Origin of the sequence: Fulvivirga sp. M361 (assembly GCF_007097395.1) — a bacterium.
Taxonomy (GTDB): Bacteria; Bacteroidota; Bacteroidia; order Cytophagales; family Cyclobacteriaceae; genus Fulvivirga.
In genome coordinates, this window is the sequence record NZ_VKDC01000002.1 from 220,206 (window position 1) to 236,967 (window position 16,762).

A 16,762-nucleotide genomic window follows, 5' to 3' on the forward strand; every position below is an offset into this window, starting at 1 on the left:
AAATTTACTTTGGCCTGAAGAGAGTTTATAACGCTTATTGATTATTTAAACAACTTACCATCAACACCATATCAAAACCGATTAAAGCAAGTCTGCATACAGAACAAAATATTGCAGAAAATTATAAATTTGATCCAGATTAATTGGTAATCTCCATGGGTATTTCCTAAATAAGTATCCAGGGACATTCTCTGCTTCCACTGACATTTCCTTCAAAAGGTCCGTAAGGCTTCTTCTATCATCATCGGATTATAAGGCCTGTTCATAATAAAAACCCTTCTTACTGTATTATATACAATAACTAATTTATAATTTAACTGCTGATTAGGTAAGTAACCTGACAGAAAATTAATTCTGTGAGTGGATTTGCATGTTTATGATATAATTTGCGTCCTTGAATCGACCGCTTAAAAATTGAGTTCATGGCAGAGGAAAGCAACAAGCTACAAGAGCTTTCAATTGATTGCGTAATCTTCGGGTTTGAAGATCATCAACTAAAAATATTGCTCTATCAACGGGCAATTGAACCAGAAATGGATCAGTGGGCATTACCCGGTGGTTTCATCAAAATTGATGAAGACCTGGATCGTTCGGCTTCACGAATACTAAAAGAAGTAACAGGAGTAAATAACATTTACATGCAACAGATCAATGCCTTCGGCGCTGTAAACCGTTATCCTCAAAAGCGTGTGATCACTATAGGCTTTTATGCCTTGATCAATCCTGGCAACTACAACATTGTGCCCGGAGTAGGTGCAAAAGCTGCCCAATGGTTTGATATTGCTCAAATACCGGTATTAAGCTTTGACCACAATGAGATCTACTTATACGCACTTAACATACTTAGAAAAAAGGTAAGGTATGAGCCCATAGGCTTTGAGCTTCTTCCGGAGAAATTTACCTTAACGTTAATCCAGCGGCTGTATGAAGCTGTTCTGGGAATTGAATTCGATGTGAGGAACTTTCGAAAAAAACTATTGAAGATGAACCTGTTGATCAAATTGCCGGAAAAACAAGAAGGCGTCGCACACCGCGCCGCCAACTTGTATAAATTCGATAAAAAAATCTACAATGAACTCAAAGGAAAAGGGTTCATGTTTGATCTCTGACTTTTCATAACTATCTATGAAAAGCTCATTAACTATTTTAGTTACTAGAATGGAGGAAAGACTGGTTTATTTTCTAAAATCTCATCGATCTTAGTCATACTCTCATCGGTCAGTTTATCCAGAATGTCAAAGGCTTTCAGATTTTCCTCTAGCTGTGAAGTTTTAGAAGCGCCTAAAATTACAGTGCTTACGTTGTCATTCTTCAAGCACCAGGCTATGGCCAATAATGGCATGCTTACTTCCAGTTCCCTGGCAAACTCGGAAACCTTACGCACCCGGCTTAAATTCTGTTCGGCTAAGGTCCTGTCTTTTAGCCATTCCATTCCCTCTATTCCTAATCGTGTATCTTCCGGAAACCCGTCGTTATACTTTCCAGTAAGCACTCCTGAAGCTAAAGGTGACCATATAGTAGTACCCAGGCCTACCGTTTTGTAGATCTGATCGTATTCCACTTCCACTTTTTCTCTTACCAACATATTATATTGTGGCTGCTCCATAGTAGGCCCTATTAAGTTATACCTTTCCGCTATCCTATGTGCTTCCATAATTTCCTGTGCACTCCACTCACTGGTACCCCAATAGAGTATTTTCCCTTGCTGAATAAGGTTATGCATTGTCCATACCGTTTCTTCAATGGGAGTATTTTTGTCTGGTCTGTGGCAAAAATAAAGGTCCAGGTAATCCATTTGAAGGCGTTTTAAAGCCTGATCACATGCTTCTACAACGTGCTTACGGTTCAGTCCCTTTTGTGTAGGCATCAGGCTACCGCTTCCTCCGTCAGCACCGAAAAACACCTTGCTGCTTACGATGTAGCTATCTCTCTGCCATCCCATTTTTTTGAGTACCTCTCCCATCACTTCTTCTGATTTACCACCGGCATAAGCTTCCGCGTTATCAAAAAAGTTGACCCCTCCATCATAGGCGGTTTTCATTAAATCTTCAGCAGTGGTATCCCCCACTTGCTTGCCGAATGTAAGCCATGAGCCAAATGAGAGCCTGCTTACCTGTAAGCCTGATTTTCCTAATCGTTGGTATTCCATTGTTTTAGTGGTTAGTTTTTTAGTTATTAGTCTTGAGTCTTCAGTTCTTTGTCTTAAGTTGTGAGTCCTCAGTCCTGAGTCTTAAGTCTTTGGTAATTTGTAGTGGTTAATTGCTTATGTTTTTCTAGCCGTAAATATCCAATAGAGATAACAGATCGGCAATAGTATTGGCTTCTTCTTTTGGCTTATCTTTTCGCCATCTTTTTATTCGGGGAAAACGCAACGCTACACCTGACTTGTGCCGGGTAGATTTATTGATCCCTTCAAAGGCTATTTCAAATACAAGTTCCGGGGTCACACTGCGTACAGGCCCAAATCTTTCAATGGTATTTTTCTTTACATACCGGTCTACTTCATGGATTTCAGCATCCGTCAGCCCAGAATAAGCTTTAGTAAAAGGTACTAGCTGATCACCATCCCAGACGGCAAACGTGTAGTCTGTATATAAATTTGCCCGGCGTCCATGCCCTCTCATAGCATAGATCATTACAGCATCAATGGTCAGTGGCTCTACTTTCCATTTCCACCAATCGCCTTTTTTTCTGCCACTTCTATACGTTGAGTCCAGACGTTTTAGCATAATGCCCTCACTATAATACTCTCTTGATCTTTCCTGTTCTATGCCTAACTCGTGCCACGAAGAAAATACTACTTCATCAGATATTTTTAGTGACTCACTTGAAAACTCCTTTACGATGGATGCCAAGCGTTCTCTTCTCTTTTTCAGTGGCCATTCGCGTGTGTCTTTAGCTTCCCATTCCAGCAGATCATACGCTTTAAAAATAACCGGAGATTTTTCTAAAATGCCTTTTGTGAGATTTTTACGCCCAATACGTGTTTGTAACTGAGCAAATGGCAACGGTTTGCCTTCTTTAAAGGGTAATATCTCTCCATCTATTACTGTTCCATGCGGCAGAATACTTTTGAATTCATGGTATTCAGGATATTTATCAGTAACTAGTTCTTCTCCTCTCGACCAGACGTATAGTTCATCATTTCTAATGATTATCTGTCCCCTAATACCATCCCATTTTCGTTCTGCCAACCAATCTGAATGATTTCCCAGCGAACCCGGGGCATCCTCCAGGGCATAGGCCAGGTAAAAAGGATATGGCCTGGAATCGTCTTCTTTAGGGTCTTCTGAAAGAATGAGGTCAGCAAAGGTGGTGGTATCCGGGGTCCAATTGCCCATCAACCTATGCGCTAATACATTTTCGTCAAGACCCGTACTTTTGGCCAATGCACGCGTCATTAATTTTTGCGACACCCCCATTCGGAAACCACCCGTGAGTAGCTTGTTAAATACAAATCGCTCTACCGCCGATAAACAAGACCAGGCTTGTTTCATCTTTGCTTTCTTCTCTTCTTCTCCATCTTGAGTCATTGATTTTATAAACCAGATCCAATAAGAAAGACCTTCTTCAGACTGTGAAGAAGGCTCAGGTAAGATCAATGCAATAGTTTCAGCTAAATCACCTACTACATGATAAGATTCTTCAAAAAGCCAGAAGGGCACTCCACTAAGTTCCGCGGCCCATTGTTTGATCATAGTGCTATTGACAGGTCTTTTTGGCCGCCTATGAGATAGAATAGCGATGGTCCATAATTTGTCCTGATCATCTACTTCACTAAAATAGGATGCCAAAGACTCTACTTTTACCAGTGTTTTGGTGGTTTGATCAAGTTGTGTAAAAAGTGCCGCAAACCGTTTCATACTTCTTCCTCTTTCTCGGTACTCTCACCTATCTCCGCCAATTCTCCTTCAAACTGTGTTTCTACAATACCCGCACTAACTCCTCTTTCATTAAGCCATTTACTAAAAATAGATGTATATCCATGTGTAACATAAACTTGTTCTGCTTCACACAGATCTATAGCTGTATTTAGCCCTTTCCAATCTGCATGATCTGACAGTACAAAACCACGATCTACCGAGCGTCGCCTTCTGGCTCCTCTAAGGTTCATCCATCCGGAAGCTGAACCTATAGAGTAGGGACTGAATTTTTTTATCCAGGACGAGCCTACTGCCGAGGGAGTAGCAATCACAATATTTCCAATGTACTCCTCTTTAGGGATTTCAGCTGTAACCCTAATAGTATCTTTCAGCAGAATGTTCTGCTGTCTAAGTATTTCATTTACATTTTCTATGGCCCCGTGCGTATATATTTTCCCAATGCTATCATCCAGATTTTGAATAATCCGCTGTGCTTTTCCTAACGCATAACCGGTAAGAATGGTAGTCTTTCGTAATGCCTGATTCTGTCTCCACCAGTTATTGATCTCCTGAAAAACCTCAATCTGTGGCCTCCACTCATAGATAGGCAACCCAAAAGTAGATTCAGTAATGAATGTATGACATTTGATAGATTCAAAAGTTTCCGTAAGGCCGTCTTCTTCCAGTTTGTAGTCTCCAGAGACTACCCAAACCTCTCCTTTATACTCTAATCGAATTTGGGCGGAGCCAACAATATGTCCCGCCGGATGAAAGGAAATTTTGACTCCATTGATCGTATGTATCTCGCCAAAACCTGTAGTTTGAAGGTTTACCTTTCCAAGCCGATATTTGATAACGGGTGCAGCAGCAGCAGTACATAAATAATGCTTATGCCCCCATCTACTATGGTCCGCATGACCATGCGTGATCAAAGCCTTATCAACGGGTTTCCATGGATCAATAAAAATAGCTGCTTGTGGGCAGTATATCCCACGATCGGTGAACTCAAGAAGCATATCTTTTTACAGAACGCTGATCTCTTATAAATGTTAGTCTACTATACGTTAACTTATAAAGCTATTCAGGAAAATCTTTATCTCTTACTTAAAAGGCAGATACTTCACCATAAGCCAACTCCAACACTTTAGACTTTCCTTTTTTATTGATCGTGACAATGTAGAGGTTGTCGTAGTCAGCCTCATTCAACTGTTTATATTCCTGTGATCCCAGTAAGAGGTTAACAAATATCGGAGTGGTATTGGAATGACCTGAAAATACAAAGGTCTTATTTTCAGACTTCATTAACATCGCTGTTATCTCTTCCAGTTTGAATGGATTATATTCTTCTATATCCAGTTCCTGGTTTTCAGCCAGTGGGGCTACAGTTTCTTTTGTTCTATTGAAGGGTGTGGAATAGATAGCATCGATTTTCACATTCTCTAAAACCCTTACCAGCTCTTTAGCTCGCTGCCGTCCTTTCTCTGATAAACCCGGATCACTGCCACTTTCCAGGTCTTTTTCAGCATGTCTTAAAAGTATAACAGTAGTTTGTCCATGAACACAAGTTAAGGATACAAAAACAAACAGACTGCAAACGAACAGCAGATATCTCAATTTCATTGGAATTTATCTTTTATTTCCCCGGGTATCTTACAGCCTTCTTTTTTCCTTGTATCTGTAATCTGGAAGATCTTCCAACCTTCCTCTGTTCTGAAAAGGTGAAATGCATCTACACCACAGTGACTGAAAGTATTCCCTGCGTAAAACGCATATGACGCCCAAAGTTGAGCAAAGTCCTGGTCGATTTTAACCTCTATATCCCATATAGGCTCATTCCATACCTGATCATGAGTGCTTCCTACAGCATTTAGGAATTTTTGCAATGAACCCTTACGTAAAATGGGCTGTCCTTCTTTATTACGAAGGATCGTATACATTTGGGCTGTCTCCATAAATGTGCTGTGAACCATAGCGCTGTCACCTAAACGCATCCCTTCAAACAAGGACAGTACTACGGCTTTCACCTCTTCCTGAGGTGGTTTTTGAGCACACACCGCTGTAGCAAGCAGCTGAAAAATGGCAAATACAATCGTACGCATCATTGTTTTCTTGTAATTTATGGGGATACTTCCTTCTCTTGAATACAATTTATACAAGCGGCATTAGCCTTACCCTGAAAAATCTTAAGTTTTGGGAATTTAACTCTAACGAATATAATAGTAACTTTGAGCCAAATTACCTAATTCTATGTTTATTAAATATCTATGGCTTTTTCTTTGTCTGATAACCTTTAATGGTTTTACTTTTCAAAATATTGATAGCCTGGAAAACAGGTTGTCGTCCGCCAAGGGTAAGGACCGGGTGGATATTCTGAATAAAATTTATATTGGTTATGTCCAGGAAAGTCCAACGAAGGCCTTGTCCTATTCGAAAGACGCGCTGGATCTCGCATCGGTAATAAACTACCCAAAAGGCAGGGCCGCCGCACTCAATAATATAGGCATAGTCTATAAAAATCAAGGTGTATACGATAAGGCGCTGGATTACTATATCGAGTCTATACGTATTAGCGCTGAGCTTGAAGACCGAATGCTATTGGCTTCTACTATGAACAATATAGGAACAGTATACTCGCTTAAAGAAACTTATGATAAGGCACTCATCTACTTTATTGAATCCTATGAGACCTTTGAAAAATTAGGCCGACGTAAGCAGATCATTGGGGCCTTGAACAATATTGGTAATGCTTACAGCGATATGGGAGAAAAAAAGAAAGCCATGGAGTATTATAATAAATCCATAGCACTTGCGGAAGAAACGGGTGACTTACTGAACTTCGACCCCATTAACAACCTTGGTAACATTTATTTTCATGAGGGCGATTACCCGCAAGCACTTAACTACTATGAAAAGTCTAAGGAGATTGCAGAAGCAAGTAATGACTTTAGAGGTCGTGCTTATGCCATGGCTAACATTGGGTCAGCTTACCTTGAACTGAATGACTACGACAGGGCCGAGAGTCATTTCAATCAAGCCATACAAATTGCGACAGACCTAAAGGAAAACCCAATATTAAAGCAAATATACCTTGGTCTGTCCACCATAGCCTTCAACAAGAAAAAATACAAGGAAGCTTATGAGGCAAGGCTTCTGTATGACAAAGTAAAGGATTATGTCTACAATGAGGAAAGCAGTCGTAAGCTGGCAAGGCTGGAAATGGCTTTTGAGTTTCAGCAGAAAGAAAAAGAACTGGAGATACTAAAACGCACTAAAGAAATTACAGATCTTAAACTTGAAAATAACAGGATTGTGATTTTACTTGGCATCATGGGCACGATCATTCTTGTTGCCATCGGGTTTATCCTTTTTAAGTTGAAAAGGGCTAAAATAGCTTAAGATGCAATGCCTCATTGTCCAGCTCATTTATAACCAACACTTTCATCTAAAGGCATTGGACTTTTTAAAAAATTACCGGTACCTCTGGCTACTTCTTTGTTAGTTTCTAAATTGATCAAAATGGCTTCTGCCACTATTTGTTGCTTTGTATAAGATATTACACTGGCTTTTGCCAGCAACTCTCCATATAACACGGGTCTTAAAAAATGGATATTAAATGTGCTGGTAAGTAGGAATACACCTGTTTCCAGAGAACTGGCAGCAAAAAAAGCAGCGTCATCAAGCATCTTAAAATACACCGAGCCATGAAGTGCACCCGCTGAATGAAATAATTCCCGGTTACACGCCATTTTTATTTCACATGATCCTTTAGCAATATTAATCGTAGGTTGGTAGATTTTATTAATGGGAGCTGCATGTACATACATCCATTCCAGCTTCTGGTAATGTTCTTCATAAGTTATATCCATGACCGTACAGTTCTATTGAAATTAGTTCTATTTTTTGCCCCCAATACCAGCATCAAAACGGATCCCTACTAAACCATTTCCCGAAGGTCTTAACGCTTAAAAATAAAAATAGTGTTTAAGAATTCAGTTTTATGCTATAGTTTTGAATGTGTAGATCAGTAAAACCTAGATAAAAATAACATGGAGCAATATATCGGCGATGGAGCCAGTCTTTTCATAACCATTGTAGCATGCCTGATTGGTTTTGGCGCTGCGGTAGGTTTGCTTGACTTTCAAAAAACAAAAAAAGAAGATACAGCCGAAGACTGAGTTTCTTTTTAAAATAAATAAAGGCTGTTGGTTAACCAACAGCCTTTATTTATTTTAATACTTATATTGCTAATGAGTTGAAATAGCAAAAATTATTGATTTGCGTAATCAAGCAATTTCTAACAGTTCTATTTCAAAGATCAGATCCTTACCGGACAAAGGGTGATTCGCATCTAATTCTATCTCGCTTTCGGCTACCTTGGCAACTATGACCGGAATTGATTGTCCATCAGGCTGTTGCATTCCCAATTGTTGCCCTACCTCCGGCTCAAGGTCAGCTGGAAGTTGTGACTTTGGTACGGTAACAATCATATCCTCGCTTTTCTCACCATACGCCTCTTTTGCGGGGATATCCACCACTTTTTTATCTCCTATCAACATACCATTCACTGCTGCATCGAATCCCGCTATCATCATTCCCGCTCCAATCTCAAATTCCAGCGGTTCTCTACTCACGGAGGAATCAAAAACGGTCCCATCGTGTAATTTACCTGTGTAGTGTACTTTAACTTTATCTCCTTTTTTCGCCTGAGACATCGTATATTATTTTAATTCAATTTAATAACCTTGATTTTCAAGGAGCGCAAAGGTAGTCATTAGCGTTTCAAGAAAAAATTTACCGTTAACGTGTACCTTAACTACCATACCTGCATTATGTGTGTACTTCATTTCCAATAACAATGACGGATCTGTTAATGGCGGTTAGCAGAGACATTGTGAAAAGGCGGTTAACATCCGGTCGGTTGCCCGAAGACAATCCGACCGGATGTTTCGTTGTAACAAAAATGATTGTAAATTAAAGCATATGCTGTACATGCCCGGGGTTGATGCCTCTATATCCTCTACGATCAATCGGTATTGGTCTGTCTTCTATTCGTCTTTCAATGTATTTTATCTGTTTAGTGTAGCTTCCGTTACCTATCATAAAAAGGAAAAAGAGATACTTGAAGAATATGAAATTGTCAAAAAGGCCCAGCAGCACCCGGAATACTTTGCTCCGCTGTACCGAAAGTATCATGACACATTGTTCTTGTTTATCAATAAGCGGGTGGATCACCTGGACTTAACCGCAGACCTCACTTCCAAGGTATTCCTGAAAAGCCTGAAAAACATTAAAAGGTATAAGTACCAGGGGGTACCCTTTTCAGCTTGGTTGTATCGAATAGCCATTAATGAGATGAATATGTTTTTTAGAGAACAAACTAAAATGGCACGTACCGTGAGTATTACGGACGATCATATTAATGTTTTGATCTCGGAAATAGAATATGAAAAGCCCGAGCTGGACCCTTATGTATTAATACCCGTTCTTATTGAACAGCTTAATGAAAATGAAATACAACTTATAGAACTGCGTTTTTTTGAAGATCGGTCTTTTAAAGAAATCGGTTACCTAACGGGTTTATCTGAAGTGAATGCTAAAATCAAAACATATCGGGTGATTAAAAAACTCAAGTCTATCTCAAAGGAAATCCGATACCATGACTAAGATCAAAGTAAAAATAAATGCTCCAATCCCGCCATTGGAGACTGTTCATCGTTATCGTGACTTTGATGGCCTGATGGCAAAGTTTCAGAAGTACTATAGTACAAGGGGCATAAGGGAGATGCTCTACAATGACAGAAGAAAACTCGTTTACATTGTAATCATTGTCATACTGTTACTCTTGTTATTATTTGTGGAAGATATTACCAAAAAACAGGGAAATTCTAAACAAGAAGACCAAATAGAGGAAATGGACCGATCAGCAATAGATCTGGAGTTGACGGATTTATTGGGTTAAGAGATAAGTTAATCAAAGTTCGGATTGAAATCCTTGTTCCCAATCTTTCCAGGACGTGTTTTTAAAGTAATTACCTCCGATGAACTTTACGATTTTCTCGAATTGATCCGGTTTTTGATATCCGGGCAAAGGTTGGATCATATTAAAGTCTTCATCTAAGAATACGACAGTCGGATAGCTTAATTTATTGTTCAGCAATGCTGCTGCCAGTTCATGATATCCTTTACGACCTGAGGGCACAAATTTGAATGTCCGATCTCTAAAAACTATGTCTTCTTTTTGCTCTCCATCCAACTTGACAGGATAAAAATTTTCATTGAGGTATTGGGCTATTTCGGGATGGCCGAACGTATTCTTATCCATCACCTTACACCACCCACACCAGTCCGTATACACGTCAATAAATATTTTTTTCTTTTGTGTTTTCGATTTTTCGAGGGCCTCTTCAAAAGTCAACCAATTCACGGCCGATCCTTCCTCTTCCCTGATATCAAAAGCCGAGCTTAACACTACTACTGCTATGAGTACACCTGACAGCCCCGTAACAATTAACTTTCTTCTGTTCATAATTAGTGTATATACGCCAATAAACTATCTAAGATATGATAATTTCAATATTAATGCCAGAAATGAATCAGTTGGTCATTTGTTTGACATAATCAAGAATGCCAGGTATATTCTCCGGAGAAAACCATCGGGTATTGGTGTCTTTTTTAAACCAGGTCAGTTGACGTTTAGCATAGCGTCGTGAGTTACGTTTGAGTAACCGGATACACTCCTCTTTGTCATAACGTCCGGACATGTAATCAAATATCTCTTTATAACCCACTGTCTGTAATGCATTAATATGACGGTATCGATATAACGATTTTGCCTCTTCAAAAAGGCCCTCCTCGATCATATTGTCCATTCGATCATTGATCCTTTCGTATAACTGATCTCTGGGCAATTCAAGACCTACTTTTATCACTTCAAACTTCCGGTCACTGACGGGTGGCTTTCGCCATTGAGAATAAGGCACACCTGTACCTATAAATACTTCTAAAGCCCTGATAACTCTTTGTGGGTTGTTTTTATCTACCTCTACTGCATAAACAGGGTCGGTGTTCATGAGCTGTTCTACCAATTTTTCCAGTCCCTCTTCTTCTAAACTTTCATTTAATCTTTCCCGGACGGCAGGTTCAATATGTGGTATCTCAGCAAACCCTTTGGCCACGGCATCAACATACAGCCCTGACCCTCCGGCCATTATCAGGTAATTATTGTTTAAAAATAGACGTTCAGTAAGTGCCAGCACTTCTTTTTCATACTTTCCGGCAGATACATTGGTAAAAATAGAATGCGAATTAATGAAATAATGCTTAACACAGGCTAATTCTTCAGCTGTAGGTTTAGCTGTTCCTATTTCCATTTCCTTATACAACTGCCTGGAATCAGCAGATATTATCTCAGAGCGAAAATGGTGGGCTAACGCTATGGCCAGCTTGGTCTTACCTACTGCAGTGGGGCCAACAACTGTCAGCAAATATTTCTTCATCAGACCAAAATTAGGAAGTATTTAGTAAGTTAAACAACCTCATGACGAAGAATGTCGGTTGTTTAATATTTGTTATTTTCACAAGTAATGATTTCCGAATCATATTATATCGAACAAATTGAGCAACTCAAGAAGGAGCTTCTGGCAGAAAGAAGTAAGAATACATTTACGAATGCCATGCTAGAGGGTGGCAATTTGAGTATATGGGCCATAAACAGCAATTTCAAACTTATTAATTTCAATCAAAACTACTTTAATGAACTCCTGAGCGCGGATGAAATGGCACAGATCTCTTTTCAAGAGGGAGATAAACTGAAAAGCGTCTTGGTCAATTCATTTTGGCAAGAAAAGTATGAAGTCGCTATGAAAGGTGAGTCTCTTAACTTTGAAATACGTCTTGACTATGAGCCCGGAGAAATATGGAAATCCGTATTCCTGAACCCAACTTACAACGAAACGGGTGAAATCATAGCGGTATCGGGACTGGCTTATGATATCACTGAAAAAATGCAGACACGCATCGATATCGTTAAAAATGAGGAGAAATTCAGAACCATTTTCGAGTCTTTCCAGGACCTTTATTTTCGATGCGATTTCAAAGGAAAAATAATGATGTTAAGTCCCAGTGTGAAGGAAATCACAGGTTTCACCGAAGAATCTATTATCGGAAAAGATAGCCGGGATTATTATATCTACTCACGTAAGACCAAATCTTTATTAAAACAATTAATACAAAAGAAAAGCATAAGGAACATAGAGTTTGATCTTGTACATGAGTCAGGAAAGAAGATCCCTTGTATCTGCAACCTTAGAATTGTGTTTGAGAATCAAAAGCCATCGTACATTGAAGGGGTAGCCAGGGATATAACAAACCTGAAGAGGGCTCATGAACAGCTTCAATATTCTAAAGAAGTAGCCGAACGGTCGCTCAAGGTAAAGGAGCGTTTTCTTGCCAATATGAGTCATGAAATACGCACACCCCTTAATGGCATTATGGGTATGCTGCACCTGCTTAACAAAAGTGAGCTCAAACCAAAGCAACAACAGCACTTAAAAGCTTTGAAAGGCTCTGCCGATATTTTGATGGAGGTATTAAATGATTTGCTGGATATTTCCAAAATAGAAGCAGGTAAAATGGTACCTAAACATGCTAATTTTAACGTTCATGACTTTATGGAGAAAATATCACTTCTCTATTTTGGTCAGGCGGAAAAAAATGGCCTTAAAATAAGTTTTGATATAAAACCGGGAGTACCCGAAATAATCTTTTCAGATGAAACCAAATTACTCCAGATTTTTTCCAATCTCATCTCAAACGCGATCAAATTCACATTAAAAGGCGGGGAGATCAATGTCATTCTTCAATTAGAAGAAAACATTGATGACAAAAAGTATTTATTCAAAGGAATAGTGTCGGATACTGGTATAGGTATTTCTTCGAAAGACAGGAGGCGGCTGTTCAAAAGCTTCACCCAACTGGACAGTTCAAACAGTAAATCTTACAAAGGCACTGGTCTCGGCCTATATTTGTCAAAACGCCTGACCCGTCTTTTCAAAGGTGACATTGGGGTAGAATCTCAGCTGGGGAAGGGGAGTAGTTTTTGGTTCACCTTTAATACATCAGCCAGTCGACATCGCAAAAAAGGCTCTAAAGAAAAAAATCAAGACCTGGTTTTACTTACTAATTCACCACGCATTCTCATTGTTGATGATAATGCTATCAATCTCCAATTAGCCGCTGAACTATTGAAAAAGTCGGGAGGGGTAACAAATACCGCCGGCAGTGGTTTTGAAGCCTTAAAAAAATGTAAGAAAACGGTTTTTGACCTGATCGTTATGGATATTCAAATGCCTGATATGGATGGTGTAGCTACTACGCTTAAAATTCGACAAACCAGCAAAAACAAAAAAACTCCCATCATAGCCATGACTGCCTACTCCACAAAGGAAGACAGCAATGAGTTCCTGGAGGCTGGCATGGATGACTATTTGTCTAAACCCATCAATCCGTCCAAGTTATTAAAAAAAGTAAAAAGATGGACTGAGGGCATTATTTTGGAAAGCCATGATGACAAAGATAACCGTGGAAACGACCTCCTTACGGTCAATTATTCTACACTCGCTACACTGGCCAAGTATGGTGGCCAGGAAATGGTAGATGAGGCACTAAAGGAGTTTGAACAAGAGTTTACCGATCAGTTGAAATCATCAAAACAATTTTTCAAGCTTAAAAAGCTTAAAGAAATAGCTGTTATCTTTCACACACTAAAAGGTAATGCAGGCACGCTGGGCCTGGAAAAGATCTCAGCCAGCGCCGAGATCTTAGAAAATGGCGTAAAAACAAAAAAATATCATATTTTTGAAGGTGAAATTGAAAACCTCCAAATGTTATTTGAGGACTTCAAGAAAGAAATAAACGCTGGTAAAACTAAAATCTCAATTAATGGCTAAGAGGATCCTACTTGCAGATGACAGCCCCGTAATACAAACGCTATCTAAAAAAATATTTCAAGGACAAGGCTTTTATATTAAGGGTATAAAGTCGGGAAAGACTGTCTTAGAAGAAGTTAGAGTAAATGATTATGACGTAATCATACTCGATATCATACTACCTGGTGCAAATGGAATGGAACTTGCCAAGGAGATACGTGATCTCAATGACAAGAAAAAAGCGGAAGTACCCATCATAGCGATATCAGGTAATTACAAAAACTACCGCAAAGAAGACTTCGAAGATGCAGGTATAAACGAGTATTTAATCAAGCCGCTTGATTACGATGCGCTCGTTAATGCTGTAAAAAAATATGTCTGATCCATGTTAATTAAGTATTCAAAGCATTTTCTGAATAAACTGGAAGATCTGATTGCAGAATCTGATTATATGCTTAGATACGAACGTGGCAATTTTCAATCAGGGTGGTGTGTCCTGCGAGATACCAAAATCATTATAGTCAATAAATTTTTCGCCGTAGATGGCAAAATTAATTGTTTACTGGACATCATAAAATCAGTAGACCTGGACAGTGAGCAGTTAAGTGAAAAAAATCGAAAGCTCTATTTTGAACTGGCCCAAACAGAGTTAGAGCTTTGAAAGTCACATTTTTAGGCACCGGCACATCACAAGGAGTGCCTGTAATAGCCTGCGACTGTGTAGTATGTAATTCCTTAGATTTCAGAGATAAAAGGTTACGCACTTCCGTGCATCTGGAAGTCGATCAAAAGAGTTTTGTTATAGATACGGGGCCAGACTTTAGACAGCAAGTTCTCCGGGAAAAGGTTAAGCACCTGGATGCAGTCATTTTTACCCATGAACATAAAGACCATACTGCCGGATTAGATGATGTGCGAGCATTTAATTTCCGACAAAAAAGGGATATGCCTATATATGCACGAAAAAAGGTCTTGAACCAACTCAAGAGAGAGTTCAGTTATGCTTTTGAAGAGATCAAATACCCTGGGGTTCCACAAATTCAAACACATGAAATTGATGGCGGTTCTTTTGAAGTTAATGGAATAACATTTATGCCCATAGAAGTGCTACACTATAAATTACCTGTATTTGGTTATCGTGTAGAAGATTTTACATACATTACAGACGCCAACTACATCAGTGAAGAAGAAAAAAACAAAATCAAGGGCAGCAAAGTACTTGTTATAAATGCATTGCAACGGGACAATCATATCTCGCATTACAACTTAGAGGAAGCACTCGAGTTAGCTCGTGAAATGGACGCAGAACGTACTTATTTTACACACATAAGTCATAAGATGGGTAAGCATAAAACAATAGAAGCAGAATTACCTGATAATGTTGCCCTGGCTCATGACGGCCTTAAGATCAGCATTTAAGCGTGCATAATAATTATCATTTTTTAAAATACCTGGTTCCTGCACTTGGTGAAAAACTCATCGGGACCACTTTAACTGCATGCTTTTCTCAAAATAAAAATGAGTTGATCCTTGCGTTCGGACAAGATCCGACGTTTCTGATCAAGGCTTATCTCAATCCCTCTTTCTGCTGCCTTTCATTCCCTGAAGAATTCCGTCGTGCACGAAAAAACAGCGTAGACCTATTTACACCTGCCATCAATGAAACAGTCTGTGAAGTCAAAATCTACTTAAATGAACGATGTTTTTCAATTCATTTTCAAAATGAGGCTTGCTTAATTTTTAAGATGCATGGGAATCGTTCAAATATCATTCTATTCTCAAACAATGAGGTGATAGAAGTTTTTAAGAATAGCCTTGAAAATGATTTCAAAATACAGCCTGGTCAGCTTAATCGTACGATAGACCAGTCAAAGGCAGCCTTTTTATCCTCTGATAGAAACCTGAAGGCGCTGTTTCCTACTTTCGGGCCTATACCTATCGCCCATTTAGAAGGAATGGGCTTTAATACACTTGATATTGATGAGCAATGGGAAGCTGTTAAGAAGTTGTTGCAGTTACTTGACAACAAAAAAATTTTTATGGTAAAATGGAATGAACAACGTCACCTTAGCCTTTTAAAAACAGGAGACGTATTGGAAGAGTTTCAAAGCCCTCTGGCAGCACTCAACACTTTTTTCCTTAGCAGAATTACGACAGACGCATTTAACACAGAAAAACGTTCGGTGTTAACCCGGCTAACACAAGATATCAAAAAGGTAAAAGGGTATATTAAAAATACATCAGTAAAGCTTGATCAAATTAATCACGAAACTAACTACTCACAATTAGGTGACATTTTAATGGCTCACTTACATAACATTAAGCCTTCCATAAAAACCGTGACTCTTCCTAATTTTTACAAGGACAATACCCCTGTCACCATAAAACTAAAACGTGATCTATCAGCCCAGAAAAACGCAGAAATCTACTATAGAAAATCAAAAAATCAGTCCCGGGAAATAAGCATACTAACTCAGAATATAACTCAAAAGAAACTATTTCTTAGTAAACTCCTTGGCCGGAAACAGGCCATTGAAAATACGGAAAGTTTAAAAGAGTTAAGGGCTTTGACTCCAAAGAGAGAGACTAAGCTTAAGCAAGAAAAGACTAAACCCTACCGTGTACATCATTTCGGTGGCTATGAGATCCGTATTGGAAAAAATGCACGAAACAATGATGAAATGATCAAGGGCCACGCTCATAAGGAAGATCTATGGCTACATGCCAAGGATGTAAGCGGGTCACATGTACTGATCAAAAATCAGCAAGGGAAAATTATTCCGGATTTCGTGATAGAGCATGCGGCAGAACTTGCCGCTTATTATTCTAAAAGAAAAAACGATACACTATGCCCTGTGATCTACACTCCCAGAAAGTATATTAGAAAGAGAAAAGGTGACCCGCCCGGAGCTGTCGTGGTAGACAGAGAAAAGGTAATGCTTGTACCCCCCAGGCCAGATCATAGTTAGCATT

General features: G+C 39.2%; 19 protein-coding genes. 10 read left to right on the forward strand and 9 right to left on the reverse strand.

The window, feature by feature from the left end; translation table 11 throughout:
* Window positions 1–422 precede the first annotated feature (422 nt).
* Window positions 423–1,109 carry an NUDIX domain-containing protein gene (locus tag FNH22_RS02300; RefSeq protein ID WP_143396690.1) on the forward strand — a complete coding sequence of 229 codons (687 nt, stop codon included), beginning with the start codon at window positions 423–425 and terminating at the stop codon, window positions 1,107–1,109.
* A gap of 44 nt (window positions 1,110–1,153) precedes the next feature.
* On the opposite strand, the gene FNH22_RS02305 is transcribed toward FNH22_RS02300, so the two are convergent.
* The 5 genes from FNH22_RS02305 to FNH22_RS02325 form a co-directional block, all read right to left on the reverse strand.
* Complete coding sequence (locus FNH22_RS02305; RefSeq protein ID WP_143396691.1) at window positions 1,154–2,149, reverse strand: aldo/keto reductase; 996 nt, start codon at window positions 2,147–2,149, stop codon at window positions 1,154–1,156.
* A gap of 124 nt (window positions 2,150–2,273) precedes the next feature.
* A complete protein-coding gene (locus FNH22_RS02310) occupies window positions 2,274–3,863 on the reverse strand; it encodes an ATP-dependent DNA ligase (protein ID WP_143396692.1) in 1,590 nt (529 codons plus the stop codon).
* Window positions 3,860–4,879, reverse strand: coding sequence for a ligase-associated DNA damage response exonuclease (locus FNH22_RS02315; RefSeq protein ID WP_143396693.1), 1,020 nt, complete (start codon window positions 4,877–4,879; stop codon window positions 3,860–3,862). Before FNH22_RS02315 ends, FNH22_RS02310 begins: the two co-directional genes overlap by 4 nt.
* 88 nt (window positions 4,880–4,967) lie before the next feature.
* Complete coding sequence (locus tag FNH22_RS02320; protein WP_143396694.1) at window positions 4,968–5,483, reverse strand: histidine phosphatase family protein; 516 nt, start codon at window positions 5,481–5,483, stop codon at window positions 4,968–4,970.
* Window positions 5,480–5,965 carry a nuclear transport factor 2 family protein gene (locus FNH22_RS02325; protein ID WP_255517962.1) on the reverse strand — a complete coding sequence of 162 codons (486 nt, stop codon included), beginning with the start codon at window positions 5,963–5,965 and terminating at the stop codon, window positions 5,480–5,482. Before FNH22_RS02325 ends, FNH22_RS02320 begins: the two co-directional genes overlap by 4 nt.
* Before the next feature lie 145 nt (window positions 5,966–6,110).
* On the opposite strand from FNH22_RS02325, the gene FNH22_RS02330 reads away from it, so the two are divergent.
* Complete coding sequence (locus tag FNH22_RS02330; RefSeq protein ID WP_143396695.1) at window positions 6,111–7,259, forward strand: tetratricopeptide repeat protein; 1,149 nt, start codon at window positions 6,111–6,113, stop codon at window positions 7,257–7,259.
* A gap of 23 nt (window positions 7,260–7,282) precedes the next feature.
* On the opposite strand, the gene FNH22_RS02335 is transcribed toward FNH22_RS02330, so the two are convergent.
* The gene (locus tag FNH22_RS02335) at window positions 7,283–7,729 is read right to left on the reverse strand and encodes a PaaI family thioesterase (RefSeq protein ID WP_143396696.1); all 447 of its coding nucleotides are present in this window, start codon (window positions 7,727–7,729) and stop codon (window positions 7,283–7,285) included.
* A gap of 180 nt (window positions 7,730–7,909) precedes the next feature.
* Between FNH22_RS02335 and FNH22_RS32565 the strand changes: the two genes are divergently transcribed.
* Window positions 7,910–8,038 carry a hypothetical protein gene (locus FNH22_RS32565; protein WP_255517963.1) on the forward strand — a complete coding sequence of 43 codons (129 nt, stop codon included), beginning with the start codon at window positions 7,910–7,912 and terminating at the stop codon, window positions 8,036–8,038.
* 108 nt (window positions 8,039–8,146) lie between these two features.
* On the opposite strand, the gene FNH22_RS02340 is transcribed toward FNH22_RS32565, so the two are convergent.
* Window positions 8,147–8,575, reverse strand: a complete 429-nt coding sequence (locus tag FNH22_RS02340; RefSeq protein WP_143396697.1) for a peptidylprolyl isomerase — start codon at window positions 8,573–8,575, stop codon at window positions 8,147–8,149.
* 277 nt (window positions 8,576–8,852) lie between these two features.
* On the opposite strand from FNH22_RS02340, the gene FNH22_RS02345 reads away from it, so the two are divergent.
* A complete protein-coding gene (locus FNH22_RS02345) occupies window positions 8,853–9,527 on the forward strand; it encodes an RNA polymerase sigma factor (RefSeq protein ID WP_143396698.1) in 675 nt (224 codons plus the stop codon).
* Window positions 9,520–9,822: a hypothetical protein gene (locus FNH22_RS02350; protein ID WP_143396699.1), complete on the forward strand. Its 303-nt coding sequence runs from the start codon at window positions 9,520–9,522 to the stop codon at window positions 9,820–9,822. The genes FNH22_RS02345 and FNH22_RS02350 overlap by 8 nt, the downstream gene beginning before the upstream one ends.
* Before the next feature lie 12 nt (window positions 9,823–9,834).
* Here FNH22_RS02350 and FNH22_RS02355 read toward each other — a convergent pair whose 3' ends face one another.
* Window positions 9,835–10,389 (reverse strand): DUF255 domain-containing protein, encoded by a 555-nt coding sequence (locus tag FNH22_RS02355; protein WP_143396700.1) that lies wholly within the window; start codon window positions 10,387–10,389, stop codon window positions 9,835–9,837.
* 67 nt (window positions 10,390–10,456) lie between these two features.
* Window positions 10,457–11,359 (reverse strand): tRNA (adenosine(37)-N6)-dimethylallyltransferase MiaA, encoded by a 903-nt coding sequence (gene miaA, locus FNH22_RS02360; RefSeq protein ID WP_143396701.1) that lies wholly within the window; start codon window positions 11,357–11,359, stop codon window positions 10,457–10,459.
* A gap of 87 nt (window positions 11,360–11,446) precedes the next feature.
* On the opposite strand from miaA, the gene FNH22_RS02365 reads away from it, so the two are divergent.
* From FNH22_RS02365 to FNH22_RS02385, 5 genes are read left to right on the forward strand one after another with little or no spacing between them, the layout of a single operon-like run.
* A complete protein-coding gene (locus tag FNH22_RS02365) occupies window positions 11,447–13,810 on the forward strand; it encodes a response regulator (protein ID WP_143396702.1) in 2,364 nt (787 codons plus the stop codon).
* The gene (locus FNH22_RS02370; protein ID WP_143396703.1) at window positions 13,803–14,171 is read left to right on the forward strand and encodes a response regulator; all 369 of its coding nucleotides are present in this window, start codon (window positions 13,803–13,805) and stop codon (window positions 14,169–14,171) included. Before FNH22_RS02365 ends, FNH22_RS02370 begins: the two co-directional genes overlap by 8 nt.
* A 3-nt stretch (window positions 14,172–14,174) precedes the next feature.
* Window positions 14,175–14,450 (forward strand): hypothetical protein, encoded by a 276-nt coding sequence (locus FNH22_RS02375; protein WP_143396704.1) that lies wholly within the window; start codon window positions 14,175–14,177, stop codon window positions 14,448–14,450.
* Complete coding sequence (locus tag FNH22_RS02380; RefSeq protein ID WP_143396705.1) at window positions 14,447–15,208, forward strand: MBL fold metallo-hydrolase; 762 nt, start codon at window positions 14,447–14,449, stop codon at window positions 15,206–15,208. Before FNH22_RS02375 ends, FNH22_RS02380 begins: the two co-directional genes overlap by 4 nt.
* 2 nt (window positions 15,209–15,210) lie before the next feature.
* A complete protein-coding gene (locus tag FNH22_RS02385; protein WP_143396706.1) occupies window positions 15,211–16,758 on the forward strand; it encodes an NFACT RNA binding domain-containing protein in 1,548 nt (515 codons plus the stop codon).
* Window positions 16,759–16,762 lie beyond the last annotated feature (4 nt).